The organism is Paenibacillus mendelii (assembly GCF_024498075.1).
Lineage (GTDB): Bacteria > Bacillota > Bacilli > Paenibacillales > Paenibacillaceae > Paenibacillus_Z > Paenibacillus_Z mendelii.
On sequence record NZ_JANHOF010000001.1, the window covers coordinates 37,507 to 54,554 of the forward strand.

Consider the following 17,048-nt stretch of genomic DNA (forward strand, 5'->3'; position numbering starts at 1 on the left):
TTACTATAAGGGTGCGCTTCAGGTCGTGGTCGGCAAGAGCCCCTCTTCATATAATTGAATAAAGGCCTTCACAATCTGAGGATCAAAATGAACGCCGCACTGAATCTTCACCTCGGCTATCGTTTCTTCCGGGGTCCATGCCCGTTTGTACGGACGCTCATGAGTCAGAGCATCGTAAAAATCGGCGAGAGCCACAATTCTTGCTTCTAATGGGATGTCTTCTGCCTGCAGCCCATTCGGATAGCCTGTTCCATCCCACTTCTCATGATGAGACTGGGCGATACTGCCAGCTAACCTCAGGAACGTAAAGGAGCTATCCTCCAATATTCGGGCTCCGATCATCGTATGGGTTTTCATTCGTTCAAACTCTTCGGGCTCAAACCGCCCCGGCTTAAGCAGGATCTCGTCGGGAATGCCGATTTTGCCGATATCGTGAAGAGGCGCTGCCATGCGAATCATATCCACTTGCTCCTCGGATAGACCTAATCGGCTGGCAATTAAGGCAGATAGTCTGCCGACCCTCAGCGTATGACTTCCCGTCATATCATCACGATACTCCGCCGCGCGTCCGAGCAAGTGAAGAATTTCAATCTTTGCCTTTTGCAATTCTTCCGTCCGCTGACGAACCCGATCTTCTAAAGTGTTCTTGTGCTGTTGAATTTGTTTATGCAGTTGTCTGGTTTTGAGCAAATTATTAATGCGCAGGACGACTTCCGTTCGATCGTATGGCTTCGTCAGAAAATCATTGACGCCCGCCTGCAGCACCTGCTGCTTCAATTCGGGGGTTACATCTGCGGTGAGCATCAGTACAGGTAAATATTGGTCAGCCTCTGTTCTTTCACGGATCAGCCGCAGTACCTCCAAACCGTCCATCCCGGGCATGTGCATATCCAGCAAGACGATATCGGGTTCTATCTCTGCAAATACCGGAAGGATCTGTAGCGGATCCACGATACTATAGATGTGCTTGAAACCCGCTCGAATGAGAATTCGTTCCAGCAGCGTAACGTTATACTCCTGATCATCTACGATTAATAGTTTTGAGCGTATGATGTCATCTTTCATTTGTTTAATACGTCCCTCATCTTATTGAGCAAACGATCCAGAACGATCGGCTTGGTATCGAAATCATCGCATCCGGCCTGGTATGCCTTTTCTTCGTCACTTGTCATGGCATGCGCGGTCAGGGCAATGACAGGGATATCTTTGGTATCCGCAGAGCTCTTCAACAGCCGTGTCGCTTCCCATCCATCCAGAACGGGCAAACTCAAATCCATCAAGATGAGATCCGGTCTGAGCTGCTCGGCAAGCATAACCCCCTGTCTGCCGTCTTCGGCAGTGACGATCCGATATCCTTTGCGCTCCAATCGTCTGGACAACATATCGCGGTTCATTTCATTATCTTCAATTAAGAGAACAGTAATCAACTATTTTCGGCCTCCAAAAATCGTTTCTCAACAATCCTATTCTTGTTCCCGATTAGGTTCCAATGGGAGTTTCCATACATTTTCTGATCTCTGCTACCAATGTACTGTAGTCAAGAGAGCCCTTTTGCATAATGTTGGTCACATGCCTGTTTAGCATCTGCCTTTCTTCTGCAGTAATGGTCTTAGCGGTCATAACAACGATCGGAACCGAATTCCAATCCTTCTGCTTGCGCATCTCGGCTATGAATTGAAATCCGTCCATTTCTGGCATCATCAAATCAAGAAGAATAAGAGATGGAATCTCCTTGGACAATTGCTCCAGCGCAAGTCGACCGTTACCGGCGTGGGCGACCGAATACCCTTCTCTTAGCAGCAGTTTGGTCATGAACTCAGTCGCCGTCGAGTCATCCTCGATCACGAGAACCTGATGCTCGCTTCGCTTTTCAATATACTTTTCCATGACCTTAATGAGCCGTTCCCGTTCAACTGGCTTAGTCAAGTATTCGGATACACCGAGCGTATAGCCCAGCTGCCTGTCGCTCGTCATGGACCAGATGACAACCGGAATATCCGCTAGCTCAGGATCGTTCTTCAATGCGGAAAGCACGCTCCAGCCATCCATGCTAGGCATAAGAATATCCAGGCAGATCACTTTGGGACGCAATGATTTGGCGAGCTTGAGCCCTTCAGCACCGTTATCCGCATAGGCTAGGGTCCATCCCGTTCTGGCCAGATAACGTTCCATTAGATCACGATTAAAGACTTCATCATCAATAAGTAAGATGTTGACCTGTCCGTTATCATCCGTTGGCTGATTCGAGACATCCGAATGGGCTGGCGATTCCTTCGGATCTTCTGTCGAGTCGGGCAGCCAGCAAGTAAAAGTAGTTCCGACGCCAAACTCGCTCTCTACTCGAATGTCGCCTCCCATTAAGTGGATGAATCGTTGACTGATCGCAAGGCCGAGACCTGTTCCTCCATATTTGCGCGTTGTGGAAGCATCGGCTTGTGTAAAGGGCTGGAACAGCTTTTTCAATTGATCCGGCGTCATGCCGATTCCTGTATCCTGCACGCGAAAAGCATACCCCGACAGGTTGAAACGGTCTTCCTTATACACCTCAAATAGAATAGATCCGGTATCGGTGAACTTGTTTGCGTTACTCAGCAAATTAATCAGCACTTGCCTTAGCTTGGTAACATCAACCGTAATATCCGCTTCTTCCTTGCATGTCGTTTGAATATGATTGCCTTTGCTCTCGACAAGCGGACGGATGGTCATCATCACATCATGGATCAAATCCGGCAAGCTGCAGCTTTCGGGATGAAGATCCATCTTGCCTGCTTCAATTTTGGAGATGTCCAAAATATCATTAATCAAAGCGAGCAGATGGTTCCCGGCTTTGCTGATTTTTGCCAAATCCTCGACGAAGACCGATTCTCCCATATCTTCCGCTTCTTCCTGAAGCATCTCGCTATAACCGATGATCGCATTGAGCGGCGTTCGAAGCTCATGGCTCATATTCGCCAGGAATTGGCTCTTGATCAGACTTGCACGAATGGCTTCGTCGCGCGCCCTTGCCAGCTGTTCTGTCCGTTCGGCCAACGCGGCTTCTGCTTTAACGCGGTCCGTAATGTCCGTGCGAATGGAAATAAATTGTCTGGGCTTCCCATCGCTCCCGAGGAAAGGGACGATCGTCGTATTCATCCAATACTCGCTGCCATCCTTAGCCCGGTTCTTTACTTCACCCTTCCATACGCGTCCCTGTTTAATCGTTGCCCACATTTCCCTGAAGAAGATCTTCGGATGATAACCGGAGTTGATCACACGGTGTGTCCGTCCTAGAAGCTCTTCTCGATTGTACTTGGAAATCTCGCAAAACTTTTCATTCACATAGGTTATTACCCCTTTGTCGTCCGTAATCGCAACGATTGAGGATTCATCCAGGGCATTTTCGATATCACGCAAATTTTCCACGGTCTGAACCAAAGCGGCTTCATTCTGCTTGCGTTTGGTTATATCGGTTCCGATTGCCATGTGCTGATAGACCACGCCTTCTTCATTCTTGAAAGGCACAATGGTCAGATTCAGCCAATACTCCGTGCCATTCTTGGCCCGATTCTTCATTTCGCCTTTCCACACTTGGCCCCGCCCGATCGTCCCCCACAGCTCTTGAAAGTAGTTATGGGAATGAAATCCGGCATGTACAATATTATGATTGCATCCGATTAACTCTGACTTCTCATACTGGGATATTTCGCAAAATAGATCATTAACAAATGTAATCACGCCTCGATCATCGGTGATTGAAATGATCGAGGATTCTTGCAGGGCAGATAAGGCATGCCGGATATCGATGAGCTCTGTAATCATCTTCTACTCCTAACCAGCTGGAGAATACACGCTGTTTTCCTTTTTTTCGACAACCGTAGACACGGCTCATAATAGTAGTCTTTATAACATTCTTCGGTTTTTTTGACCTCATTTATTAATAGCTTGGGACCTCGGTTTATGGATAACTTGCAACATCTTTCGACCGAAGCATGAGCGTTCCGGGGGGATATTAAAACGTTTTCTATATCTGGATGAAATTCACACCGTATCCTTTGGTTATATTGGAGAATCTTGTCACCTAAGCGCAGAATTTAGAGAAGTCAATATGGATAAATATGGACTTCGCGCCTATATTCACTTCTTCGTGCCTTGTAATATAGTGAAGTCGGGCGTATGTGAATAAAACGTTTTTGCCCCATCCTATTTATGAAAGGGGTTACATGACGAATGAACCGCAAACAATGGTTAACCGTTCTGCTGGTAATGGCGCTCGCCTTTCCTCTGCTGCATGCCCTCCCGGCAAGCGCGGCGTATGAGGACGTTCTGGTCCCTACCGGAGATCCATGGACGCCGGTCCAGATGGAGAATGGCATCACGCTGGGCCAATCCTTCACGGCGCCGCGGGCGTTCGATGTCGTACTGATCTCGACGCCGACCTGGAACAAGGCCGATTCCGGATTTACGTTCACGCTCCGCAGTGACAATCCGGAAGGAGCTGTCCTCTTCACGAAGATCATTCCTAATGCTGTTGACGGGCAAACGGCTATCGACCTCCCGGAGGAGCTGGCGCCTGGCGCCTATTACGTTGAGATGAGCGATCCGGTCGGGCCGATCGGCTGGTGGACGAAGCCCGATTTGTATGCAGGCGGAACGGCGTACACCAGTGGTACCGCTGTACCAAGCCAAGACCGTTCGATCGTCCTGCGTTCGGCGGGTGGCGGCGTGCAGCCTCCTGTCGAATTCATCTATGAAGATATATTCGTCCCGCATGCCGGATCGATGAATCCGGTTATGCTGGTAGACGGAGAGCCGATCGGACAGGACTTCCTGGCTGCGCGTCCGTTCAATCAGCTTACACTGGCTGCACCCACCTGGACACAGGCGGACTCGGGCTTCACGTTCACACTCTATAAGGACGGACCGTCAGGCAAACCGGTCTTCACGACCGATGTCCATAACGCCCGGGATAATCGAACTGATTTGTTTCTTCCCGAGCAGCCTCCCGGCCGCTACTACGCTGAGATGAGCAATCCGGTCGGGGCGATCGGCTGGTGGACGAGAACGGATGATGACGCCTATGCCGGCGGAATTGCCTATCTGAATGGCAAAGCCTTAACCGGAGCGGACCGGGCGATTGTAGCCCGTTTGGTGGAAGAGCAGACGACCGCCGAAGAACCGGCATTCGTTCCGCACGCATGCCCCGCTCCAGCAGCATCGCCGTCCTTGACTGCCGCTCCGCAGATCGAGCATCCAGAACCTCCCGTCCCGATGGAGGCGACCACTTACGATGTGCAATCTGATATGGCTTCGGAGAATGCCGCCGATGGATCGGATACAAGCACGGCTGCCCGATCGGGTGGGGGCATGGAGTCCGGTGCAGGCCGATACTTGAAGCCGCCACGCCATTACGAAGCGCTTCATATGCTGGTGAGCCGCGGCACTTCCGCTTTCGATTTATCGAATACTCCCGTCTATACGGACCGGCCGATTATTCCATCCGGGCAGACTGGCTCGTTGGATTCGGTCGGCTCAGAGGGATCGCTCGGTCAGGAATTCGTCACGACTTCCCCTATCGCCGGTCTGAAGCTGGATGCTTCATTGAGCGGGACGGGCGCAAGTACAGCCCTAACCGTGCGTCAAGGCGGACCGACCGGTGCTATCATCTATTGCGGTACTGTTGATGCTCAGAGCGCGGGCGGAACAATTACGTTCCCGTCGCAGCCTGAAGGCCGTTATTATGTAGAGATGAGTCAGCCTCAGGGCAGTGCTGGGTGGACGACCTACAGCGATGTTTATGCGAAGGGAACGGCTTATCTGAACGGTACGATTGTTCCCGGTTCCGACCGGGGCGTCAGCAGCGTACATGAGGTCGGCAATTCACTCGGGCAGTCCTTCCAGGCTGTCGAACCTTTCAATCAGCTGCTTGTTCCGCTGCAGCACGCTGCGTCTGACGTCGAGGTCCGTCTCTATTATCGGGGAACGGACGAGCGAGCCGATAATGTTCTGATGATTAACGCCAAGCTGGAGAAGCTGAACCGCAAATGGGCCTATGTCCGGGTCGGCGATCAGCCCGCCGGCCGGTATTATGTCGAGTTTACCAGCAAAGGCTCCGGCACCGTCCGCTTCCCTATCGCAGATGACTCGTATTCTGGCGGTGAGGCGTACCGATATGGCGAACCTTGGGCCGGACATGATGTCGTACTCGCCTATGCGCGCTCCGGCGAGCCAACGATGGAATGGGATACGAACAGCGGCGCATGGATCGCTGTGGATGATTTGGGCCGTCAGACTACCGGAAGTCCGACATCCAGCGATCAAGCCAATGAGAAATTTGTCGGCATTTTCTATCATACCTGGCACGGTCAGCACGGTTCGGGTGGTCCGTACGATATAAGCAAGATCACCGCACAGGATCCCAGTGCGATCACCAATGCTGACAGTCCGTTATGGGGGCCGATGTTTACGGCGCATCATTGGGGCGAGTCGGTCTTTGGCTACTATCTCTCGGATGATGAATTCGTCATACGCAAGCACGCTCAGATGCTGACCGATATCGGGGTCGATGCTGTCATTTTTGATGAAAGCAATAATGTATCGTATAAATCAATCTACATGAAGCTGCTGCGCGTCTACCGGGAGATTCGTCTGGAAGGCGGCAAGACGCCTCAGGTCATCTTCCTGACGCCGTTCGGCAATTCGTCGAAGGTCGTTGAGGAGCTGTACGACAATCTGTATGGGGCGGGTCTCTTCGAGGACTTATGGTTCCAATGGGATGGAAAACCGATTATAATGGCCAACCCGGATACCCTTGACGCGAAGTATAAGGATTTCTTCACGGTCCGCAGGCCGCAGGCCAGCTATTTCGCAGGTCCGCAGACCGCCAATTCATGGGGATGGCTTGAGGTTGCACCGCAGCATGGCTTCTATGACGAGGATGGCAATATCGAAGAGGTAACCGTCGGTGTCGCGCAGAACTCGGTGAACGGGCGACTGTCCACCTTTACAGAGGAAGGCGCTACCGGACGCAGCTTCCATAACGGTCAGTCGCCGACTGAGCCGTATCCGACTGCGCAGGGCCTCAATTTCCAAGAGCAATGGGATCGCGCGTTGGAGCTGGATCCGGAATTCGTCTTCGTCACAGGATGGAATGAATGGACCGCCGGCCGATACGCCGAGTGGAATGGCGTAAGTCTTCCAGTTATGTTCGTCGATCAGTTCAATCAGGAATTCAGCCGTGACGTCGAGCCGATGGTCGGCGGACATGGTGATAATTACTATTATCAGCTGGCAGCCAATATCGCAAGGTTCAAAGGCACAAACGCAGCGCAGCCAGCGGCCAAGGCGATCGGTGCCCGGATCGACAGCAAATTCAACGACTGGAAGGCGGTCCGTTCAAGCTATAAGGATGATTACGGCGATACGATGCACCGCAGCAACAAAGGATACGGCGATTACTTCTATGTTAATGAAACGGGCCGCAACGATCTGGTCGAGCAGCGTGTCACGCATGATAAGGACAATGCCTACTTCTACGTCAAGTCGAAGGACGCGCTGACTAGCCATACCGATCCGCATTGGATGCAGCTGTTCCTGAACACGGATGGAATTTATACGACCGGCTGGCACGGCTATGACTATGTGGTGGGCGATTCAGCTGTCAGCGCTTCGAATACCTCGCTGCACCGTATGAATGCCGATGGCTCACTAACGTTCGTCGCCAACGTCTCTTATCGTTACAAGAACAACGAGCTGGAGCTTGCCATTCCGCTCACCAAACTCGGCTATCCCGCCAAAACGCGGACGTTCCAATTCGACTTCAAATGGGCGGACAATATCCAGTCGTACGATATCACGGAATTTACGGTCAACGGCGACAGCGCGCCGAACAACCGGTTTAACTATCGATACACCGCTACGAAATAAGCGCCTTCTACAGGTGCAGCAGCGCCCCTGCCGGCTTGCCGGTCAGGGGCGTTATTCATGCACGCAAACCGTGATTCCTTAACGGTTAACATGGGCATCTGGCGCTTTGTCCGCTACGAGATTCAAGACGACGTTATGCTCGAGAAGAGCCTTCAGTCCGCAGAGAACAATTGTGAAGCCTTCCGTGGAATCGATGGCTTGCCTAACGATGTCATCCCCTTCCCCCATAAACCCGGTGTTTGTAATCGAGACATACGTTTCGTTCTCAGTATGCGGTGTGAAGATCCACTCGACCCTGCTTCCGAAATCGATAAGGATTCGCTTGTTCTTCTCGATTTCCAGTACTTCAACCTCTGCGGAAGCGCCGTACATCTCCCAATCCCATTGGACGCGTTTGCCCGCTTCTAATCGTCCACTGCTTTTAGTAAACCAGAATTTGGTAGTAATCGCCGGGTCGATAAAAGCCTCAAATACCTCATCAACTGGTTTTCTGATGAGCATTTGGGCTTGTACAACCGGTTCTTCATGAATGGTTTTCATCCTATATCCTCCTTTCAGGTACCTGTCTGTACTTATTTTAGCATAAACCTCGTCATCCAGATTTCTTATCGATTGCTCCTATATCTTGCTCTCGAGCACCTTCAGGCGCGTGAATCAATGTTCCTTGAATGTCCGATTGCATGCTGCATGAATGAACCGCAGCAGCGCGACTAAATCAGTTAAACGTGCAGCACAAGAACCTACCATATAGAGCGATAGGTTCTTGTTCTTGTCAAGGATGGTTGGCATGAAACTGCTCATTCAAGTCCATGATGTGTGTCACGCGGTTCCGGCCGTTTTCTTTAGAAGCATAAAGGGCTTGGTCGGCTTTTTTCAGTATTGTTGTATCCGTGTCCGCAGAAGTAAACGTAGCAATGCCTATGCTCACCGTGATGCTGCCCGTTTCCCAAGCCGATTGGGTTACCGCTTGCCGTAGAATCTCTGCCTTCATCTTCGACTCTGCAGCATCCATAGTCGGTAAGATCAGCACGAACTCTTCCCCGCCGTATCGGGCAACGATATCCACCTTACGAGAATGAGATTTTAATATAACGGCTAATTTCTCTAATACATAATCGCCCATCTGATGGCCCCAGTTATCATTCACCTTTTTAAAATGATCGATGTCGACGATAAAAAGGGAAAAAGGGACTCCAGCTTGGTTATATTGCATGATTTGTTCTTCTAGCTGTTCTTGGAAAAACCGTCTATTCTTCAATCCGGTGAGCTTGTCGGTAACGGACAGTTCGACTAAAACAGCATTCATCTCCATCAGTTCTTGCTGCTTCTGTTCAATTTCCATATGAATTTGTTTCAGCTTCGTGAGTGCCAGGTCCTTCTCCCAGTACGCCTCTTCGATTTGTTTTTTGGCCGAGCGAAGCTCGAGCTCATAATCGATGCGCTTGCCCATCTGCACCAATACACAATCGATAACCTCCGCGCCTTCACTCTCATACCGTTTTCCATTTAGGATATAAGGAATCGATTGCCCATTGCGATCCTTTAAACTGATAAACAGCTCTTCCACATGTCCATTCAGATTGATATAAGGGTAAAAGTAGGAATGAAAGATCAGCTTATTGGGTGTAGACATCATGGATTCCAAATGCTTCGTGACCAGATCCTCCCGTGCATATCCCATCTTATCCAGGAAGGTTTGATTCACTTCGGTAACTATTCCTTCGGGCGTAATGGAAATATATCCGCAAGGCGCGAAGTTCAAACGTTCATCCATTATCTTATTTCCTTTCAATTATGTATCAACATGTCAATTTCATCATAGAAATTCATTTATTAACCGAACCGTTTCCTGCGGATGGCTGATATGCGGATAATGACCCTTGGCCTCCATTAATCGAAGCGTACTGTTCTTCAGGTGTCTATGTAAATAATGACCTACTTCAATCGGTACGATGCTGTCATCCGAGCATTGCATGATGAGTGTGGGAACTGTGGATTTGGACAGCTCTTTCCGATGATCCGATAAAAATGTCACTTCCGCAAATTCCCTCGCAATAACGGGATCCGCCGAGATAAAGCTTCGTTCCAGTTGTTTGGTCAGCGAAGGATCGGGATGATTCATGGCAAGCGGCGCCAGGAAGCTCGCCCATCCCGCGAAATTCATCTCCATCATGTCGAGCAATTCCGTAATATCGCTTCGATCGAAGCCTCCGAAATAATTGTCACCCTCGTTCAAATAACGCGGTGAGGGTCCAACCATGATCAATTTATCAAAATAATCAGGCCGCGCAATAGAGGCAAGCATCCCAACCATCGAACTGACCGAATGGCCAATGAATATAATGCCGCTCAGCTTTAACGATTCAATAACATCCAGAACATCCTGCACATATCCTTGAAAGGTACGGTATTTCTCGGATGTATAGGCGGATAAATCCGAGTTTCCTGAACCGACATAGTCAAATAGAACGATTCGATAGCTTTTCTCGAATGAAGGCGTGATGTATTGCCACATGTTCTGATCACACCCAAATCCATGCGCAAACATGAGGGTGCGTTCACCTTCCCCGATCACTTTCACATTATTCCGTATCATAACATCGTCCATTTCCCAAACTCCCTCTTTGAATAACTTTCCCCTATTATAACGATATCCTCTTAGGAAATCCTCTAGAATTCTTAAAGTTCATTACATAGATATCCAAATAAATAACAAAAAAATCACGCCACGGAGGCGTGATTGGTTGTTAATGGTTAAATATGGTTATTGCAATTCGTTCTTACAGCCGTTCTACAATCCGCCGCGCGGTTTGCTCGCCATTCATAATACAATCCGGAATACCTACTCCATAATAGGAGCAACCGGCAAGAAATACGTTAGGATAGTTATCGGCCAGTTTATTTTCCAGTGATTTCACGGTTTGGGGATGCTTCAAATGATAATTGGGCATCGTTTCATGCCACTTGGTCACTTCGAACGAAATCGGCCCTTCCGTTATACCGAGGCTGTCTTCAATATCTTGCCTTGCTACCTGCAGAAGCTCGTCTTCCGACATAATCCGGAGCTGGTCATAATCGCGGCAAGTGCTTTTATAGAAAAGCCTTACCAGCAGCTGCTTGTGCTCCGAGGTATGATCCCATTTGCGGCTTGTCCACGTGCAGGCGTTGCACCTCAGATCGCTGCCTTCCGAGACGATAAAGCCTGTCCCATCCTTGGGCAGCTCGCTGTCAGGAATGTCATAGCCAAGATAGATGCTGATCATGGAGCTGTTCTTCAACTGGTTAAAGTCCTCATCCAAGCTCTCATCGTGAAGAAGGCGCTGGGCCACAGGATGCAGTGTGCTCAGCACGATGAAATCCGCTGTAAGCTCTTCCTTATTGGAAAGAGAGACGGTATACCGTTCCTGACCCTTCTCAATGTTGTCCGCTTGAACACCGGAATAGATATCGACATCGGTCATCCGCTCCGCCAAACGGTCAATTAAGCAGGATACCCCCTTCTTGAAGGATAGAAATTTCTTGTCTCCCGTTGCTTGGAACCGTTGTTTATTCGCTTCTAAACCTCGAATGATGCTTCCGTATTCATTCTTGTAATCGATCAAATAAGGGAGTGTCGATGCAATCGTTAAATCCTGCAGCTGCCCGGAGTATACACCGGACAAAACCGGAGAGATTTGTTTCTCGACCAGCTCTTCTCCCAGAAAATGCTTCAGGAAGTCGCCGATGGAATCCTCCTTCGTAAACGTTTCGTTCGGTATGTAGAAATCCTTCAACGCGTCAACCTTTCCCTGCGCCGAAACCAGATCAGTTGTCGCTAATGATTCCAGACTCATTGGAATGCCGAACACCGCATCCTTCGGAATTTGCTTCAATACACCATCGGTATGAATATACGAGATGCCGGTCGCATTATACACAACGTCGTCCTGGAGATCCAGCTCTTCCAGGAAAGGAGCGACATTCGTTTTACGCGCGACGATCGAGTCCGCCCCTGTCTCCATAATAAAATCACCTTCATGAACGGTTCTGATTTTACCGCCTAAGGCAACATTTGCTTCCACCAATACCACTTTTACGTCCTTTGCTTGGTCCCGCAGCATCTTCTGAAGATAGTAAGCTGTCGATAACCCGGTGATCCCTCCGCCAATAACTGCGATTGTTTTCAAAGAGACTCTACCTCCCTTTCCTAACCTGTTTCCGTATGCCTATCACAATTCCATTTTACTTCAAACAGACGAGCCTTTCTAATTGCTTCACAATATATTGTAGCTCATGCTCCTTACCGATAAAATCCAACAAAGCATGAACGATGACCGCTTTCGGCTTGTCGTTATCGAGTTCCCCCTGAAGCAGCGCAATTGCATCGCTCAGCTCGGCTTTACGAAAATTCGTTGTTGGCAGCTCTTTTAATGTGGATGACAAATCATCTAACAGGCTCGTCCGGTACGCAGCGATTGAGATCTTCTTCCCTGCCATCTCACATTGCATATATTCGTTCATCAATGCTTCCTGCAGAATCGGCTTTGTCTTCTTCTGTACAAGACATGCAGCCATTTCTTCTACGCGATCCACGATATACCCCGCAACCTCTTTCACATTCAGCGGTTTATTCTCGAATAGGAGAAGAAATATAAACTCTCTTACAATTCCATTATAGATCATAACCAGATCCCAAATATAATGTCCGATATCTTCGCCAAGTAAACGAGTCAAGCCATCCTTGCTGAATTTCAAATGAGATGCCCGCAGGCGAAGAAAATAGGGGGAAAAATCGCCATTCGAGTCTTTCAGTTCCTTAATATCATGCATGACGAATTTATTGTTCAGAAAAAACTTGAAATGACATTCGGTCTCCAGAATGAACACCTCGCGCGGGGATCGCGAAGCGTCGGATCGAATGCTTTCAATTTCAGTTTCCAACGCAATATGCTGTGAATCGTGAAAAGCTACATACAAGTCTTCCTTCGATTGAAAAAATTTATATAAGGATCCTTTGGCAATTCCACAATCATCTGCGATTTCTTGTATGGAGGTTGCCGCATAGCCTTGCAATGAAAAATGCCGTGATGCGGATTCCATAATTTTTTGCCTGATGATGCTCAATCGGATTCCCCCTCTTAAATTGTGATTGACTTTGAATTGTAATGAAGTAAAATAAAGGATACCATTTGACTGACTGGTTTTTCAAAAAAACAGTTAGTCAAATGGTATTGCGTTTATTCTGTTTCGTCAAGGAGAGGAAGCCCACACTTATGTCTACGCCAAGCACCGCTGTACCAGAAGGAACCCCGCCTGAATTTTCAATTAAGGCGCTCATTATGCCCCTTATGGCTGTGATCATCGGGATGATTATGGTTATTCTGGACAGCACAGTCGTTAATGTTGCTATTCCAAATCTGCAGGAGTACTTCGACACCTCACTCAAAACCATACAATGGACCATTACAGGCTATACCCTATCTCTGGCTGCCGTTATCCCATTAGCCGGCTGGTTAACGGATAAGTTCGGAGCCAAACAGGTCTTTCTGATCACAATTGCACTATTCACGCTCGGATCGGTGCTTTGTGCGGTCGCTCAAACCTCGGAGCAGCTCGTTCTCTTTCGGATCATTCAAGGTCTGGGCGGCGGGATGGTTTCGCCCATCGGAATGGCTATGATCTTCAAGCTCTCCCCGCCCGATAAGAGAGGCTCCGTTATGGCTATGCTTGGCGTCCCCATGCTGCTTGCACCGGCTGCCGGTCCTATTCTATCCGGATGGCTCATTGGTATTGCGTCATGGCACTGGATCTTCCTGATTAATCTGCCCATTGGTATTGCGGCATTGTTAGTTGGGATCAAATACTTACCGGTCATCGAGCGGCACAAAACTCCTGCTCTTGACATCTTGGGAATGATCTTAGCGCCAATCGCGTTCTCCATGCTGGCATTCGGGATGAGCGAAGGCGGTGTAGACTGGACCTCTACCCGCACATTGACAGGGTTAATTGTCGGTGGAGTCGCGCTGATCATATTTATCTTCGTCGAGCTTCGCCAGAAACAACCGCTGCTTGAGCTTCGCGTATTCGGTTCTTCCGATTTCACCAGAGGCGTCTTCTTATCGTGGATTTCTCAAATTTCACTCATGGGCTCCATTCTCATGGTTCCTTTATTCTTGCAGACTCTACTGGGTTATACGGCATTAGAAAGCGGGTTAACGACACTCCCTATGGCACTGGGATCCTGTATTTTCATGCCGATCGGAGGCAGGCTATTCGATAAAATAGGAGCTCGCCCGCTTGCTTTCATTGGGTTGATCGTTATTTCCACCGCATTATTCCTATTATCTCAAGTCGACCTCAATAGCACAAGGATGACGATGATGCTGCCGCTGAGTATGATGGGAGCCGGGATGGGCTTATCCATGATGGCGATCAATACGCATGTATTGAATTCTGCTCCGCGCAGGCTTGTCAGCCGGGTCACGCCTCTTACTACCGCTACCCAGCAAGTCGTGATGTCATTTGCCATTGCAGGATTAACAGGCTACTTAACTTCCCGTACCACTCACCATATGGCTGAAGCGGGAGCTAATGCGAATCTCGCTCAGAGCTCGGCAGCCGGGTTTGGCGATATTTTCTTTCTCACCGCTTGCATCGCTGCCTTCGGCGTACTCGTAAGCCTCACCCTTCGCAAACCGAAGTTGAGGGAAGAGCTTGAATGGGATGGTGTATCTGAGAAACCGGATGCCAAGATGATGATGGGACATTAAACGTTATCGATTTATCAGAGGGTTGAGCAGATCTTACTGCTCAACCCTCTTTTCATTGCTCGGACAAATAAGAGAAGAGCACCTCAACATAGACTAATCGTCTACATGGAGGTGCTTTCAATTAATTTGTATGATGTGTAAGCGAGTTTAGTAAATCTATACCTTACGTGTCCAATGACGATGAGCCGTAATGGCTTCGATGAACGCCTCGCTGAAGGTGCTCTTGGCATCCAGCTTGTCCGCAATGACGATACCCGGCTCGGCAGCAGACGGTTGTTTTGCGGAGCTGATGGCTTCCGCACCATCAGGCGCTGCTGCCCCGATGCCAGATGCAGCGAGAAGCTCGCTGCCTTCACCCAGCGCCGCCAGCGGCTTGAAGTGACGATACGCCTGCTTCACGAAGTCGACAGCCAGCGGTTGTGTCAGCAGCTCATTCACACTTTGACGCCCGCCGGCCACCAATACGGCGTCGAATAAGACAGAGTCAGTCGTTTCGAACGTATGCTTCACTTCAAGCTGCTTATCGCCGTCGCTAACCACATAACCCAGCTTCAAGCTAACCAGCTCAGAGATCACGCCAGCTTCGCTCAAGGCATCCAACACCGATGTCAGCACTTCGTCCTTTACTCCGTTGCCCACAAGTACGGCTGCCTTGCGGGTCTTTGGCGACTTCGCTTTGTTCTCCATACTGAGTGCGGGTGAACGGAACGAATCCTTAGCCGTACGGCCATTCACCGGCGCCATTGCTCCGATCGCATCGGCAATCATAGCCGCTAAATCCGAATCTACTTGGCCGATCACATCGACTGCCCGCTGGCGGACTTCCTTGTTATTCACCTTCGAAAGCTCGAATTGGAACGCCTTGGTCAGATGCAGCTTCTCGACGTCGGATAGACTGTTGTAGAACAGTGTCGCCTGGGAGTAGTGGTCTTTGAAGCTGTCACTGCGAGCCTGAACCTTGCGGCCTTCGACTTTCTCAGCATAGTGCTTGTATCCGCCCTCCTGCTCGGAAGCCGGAGCCGGAGAATTGCCGGCTAGTGAATTCTTATGGTAGGCGACTGGTCCCGGATTGATCGTCATACGCGCCATTCCGTCGCGCTGGTTGTTATGAACCGGCGCGATTGAACGGTTGATCGGCAGTTCATGGAAATTCGGGCCGCCAATCCGCTTGAGCTGCGTATCTGTGTAGGAGAACAACCGGCCTTGCAAGAGCGGGTCATTCGAGAAGTCGATACCCGGCACGACATGTCCCGGATGGAAAGCAACCTGCTCGGTTTCCGCAAAGAAATTGTCGGTGTTGCGGTTGAGCGTCATTTTGCCAATCAGCCGCACTGGCACAAGCTCTTCTGGCCACAGCTTCGTCGGATCGAGAATGTCGAAGTCGAAGCTGAACTCCTCCTCTTCCTTCAGGAGCTGTACCCCGAGTTCCCATTCGGGATAATTGCCCGACTCAATCGCATCCCATAGGTCGCGGCGGTGAAAATCGGGGTCCTTGCCGGCGATCTTCTGCGTCTCATCCCAGACAGTGGCGTGTACGCCAAGCACAGGCTTCCAATGAAACTTCACAAAATGGGCTTCGCCTTCTTCGTTCACGAAGCGGAACGTATGCACGCCGAAGCCCTCCATCATGCGGAAGCTTCGCGGAAGTGCGCGATCCGACATCGCCCAGAAGACCATATGAGTCGATTCGGTATTCTGTCCGACGAAATCCCAGAACGTATCATGTGCAGATTGAGCCTGCGGCACTTCGTTGTGCGGCTGAGGCTTAACGGCATGGATGAAATCCGGGAACTTGATGGCGTCTTGAATGAAGAAGACCGGCATGTTGTTGCCAACGAGATCGTAGTTGCCTTCCTCCGTATAGAATTTTACGGCAAAGCCGCGCACATCGCGAACGGTATCTGCCGATCCTCGCGATCCTGCAACTGTGGAGAACCGTACGAATACCGGCGTCCTCACGCCCGGATCCTGCAGAAATTGGGCTCGTGTATAGGGCTTCATCGATTCATAAACTTCGAAATATCCGTGAGCGCCGAAGCCGCGTGCATGCACAACCCGCTCGGGAATACGCTCATGGTCGAAGTGGGTCATTTTTTCGCGGAAATGAAAGTCTTCAAGCAAGGTCGGACCCCGCTCTCCAGCCTTCAGGGAATGCTCATCCTCGGAGACGCGGAGGCCTTGATTCGTGGTCAGCTTCTCTCCCGTGCTTTCCACAGTGAATGCTTTCAATTGCTTGTCCTTCATGGTTTGCTCAGGCTTGCCGCTTTTGTCCATGCTCATTCTCTTACATCCTCCTTGTCAATCAGGTTGCTCGGGTCTTGCGCTAGTATGTAAGGTTGGACCCGACAACTATTACCCTTGTCCATCTATTATTAAGCATGGATAGACTGCTGACAG

The 17,048-nt window shown here is 49.8% G+C and carries 11 protein-coding genes; 2 read left to right on the top strand and 9 right to left on the bottom strand.

Annotation, left to right across the window (positions count from 1 at the left end; translation table 11 throughout):
- Positions 1 to 18 precede the first annotated feature (18 nt).
- Genes NNL21_RS00150 through NNL21_RS00160 form a run of 3 tightly spaced genes read right to left on the bottom strand, consistent with a single transcriptional unit; the run spans position 19 to position 3,798 of the window.
- The gene (locus tag NNL21_RS00150; RefSeq protein WP_204815393.1) at positions 19 to 1,065 is read right to left on the bottom strand and encodes an HD domain-containing phosphohydrolase; all 1,047 of its coding nucleotides are present in this window, start codon (positions 1,063 to 1,065) and stop codon (positions 19 to 21) included.
- Positions 1,062 to 1,427, bottom strand: a complete 366-nt coding sequence (locus tag NNL21_RS00155) for a response regulator (protein WP_204815394.1) — start codon at positions 1,425 to 1,427, stop codon at positions 1,062 to 1,064. Before NNL21_RS00155 ends, NNL21_RS00150 begins: the two co-directional genes overlap by 4 nt.
- A gap of 52 nt (positions 1,428 to 1,479) precedes the next feature.
- A complete protein-coding gene (locus NNL21_RS00160; RefSeq protein WP_204815395.1) occupies positions 1,480 to 3,798 on the bottom strand; it encodes a hybrid sensor histidine kinase/response regulator in 2,319 nt (772 codons plus the stop codon).
- Between the two features lie 408 nt (positions 3,799 to 4,206).
- Here NNL21_RS00160 and NNL21_RS00165 point away from each other — a divergent pair, with 408 nt between their 5' ends.
- Entirely contained in the window at positions 4,207 to 7,902 is a 3,696-nt protein-coding gene (locus tag NNL21_RS00165; protein WP_204815396.1) for a DOMON domain-containing protein, read from the top strand.
- Positions 7,903 to 7,980: 78 nt separating this feature from the next.
- On the opposite strand, the gene NNL21_RS00170 is transcribed toward NNL21_RS00165, so the two are convergent.
- The 5 genes from NNL21_RS00170 to NNL21_RS00190 form a co-directional block, all read right to left on the bottom strand.
- Positions 7,981 to 8,442 carry an SRPBCC family protein gene (locus tag NNL21_RS00170; RefSeq protein ID WP_204815397.1) on the bottom strand — a complete coding sequence of 154 codons (462 nt, stop codon included), beginning with the start codon at positions 8,440 to 8,442 and terminating at the stop codon, positions 7,981 to 7,983.
- A gap of 232 nt (positions 8,443 to 8,674) precedes the next feature.
- A complete protein-coding gene (locus NNL21_RS00175) occupies positions 8,675 to 9,676 on the bottom strand; it encodes a sensor domain-containing diguanylate cyclase (RefSeq protein WP_204815398.1) in 1,002 nt (333 codons plus the stop codon).
- Between the two features lie 42 nt (positions 9,677 to 9,718).
- The gene (locus tag NNL21_RS00180) at positions 9,719 to 10,510 is read right to left on the bottom strand and encodes an alpha/beta fold hydrolase (RefSeq protein ID WP_204815399.1); all 792 of its coding nucleotides are present in this window, start codon (positions 10,508 to 10,510) and stop codon (positions 9,719 to 9,721) included.
- A 172-nt stretch (positions 10,511 to 10,682) separates the two neighbouring features.
- Positions 10,683 to 12,068 carry a protoporphyrinogen oxidase gene (locus NNL21_RS00185; RefSeq protein WP_204815400.1) on the bottom strand — a complete coding sequence of 462 codons (1,386 nt, stop codon included), beginning with the start codon at positions 12,066 to 12,068 and terminating at the stop codon, positions 10,683 to 10,685.
- 55 nt (positions 12,069 to 12,123) lie between these two features.
- On the bottom strand, positions 12,124 to 13,005 hold the full coding sequence (locus NNL21_RS00190) for a TetR/AcrR family transcriptional regulator (protein ID WP_204815401.1): 882 nt from the start codon (positions 13,003 to 13,005) through the stop codon (positions 12,124 to 12,126).
- 149 nt (positions 13,006 to 13,154) lie between these two features.
- Here NNL21_RS00190 and NNL21_RS00195 point away from each other — a divergent pair, with 149 nt between their 5' ends.
- A complete protein-coding gene (locus NNL21_RS00195; RefSeq protein ID WP_204815402.1) occupies positions 13,155 to 14,651 on the top strand; it encodes a DHA2 family efflux MFS transporter permease subunit in 1,497 nt (498 codons plus the stop codon).
- A gap of 156 nt (positions 14,652 to 14,807) precedes the next feature.
- Here NNL21_RS00195 and NNL21_RS00200 read toward each other — a convergent pair whose 3' ends face one another.
- Positions 14,808 to 16,931 (bottom strand): catalase, encoded by a 2,124-nt coding sequence (locus tag NNL21_RS00200; RefSeq protein WP_204815403.1) that lies wholly within the window; start codon positions 16,929 to 16,931, stop codon positions 14,808 to 14,810.
- Positions 16,932 to 17,048: the final 117 nt, after the last annotated feature.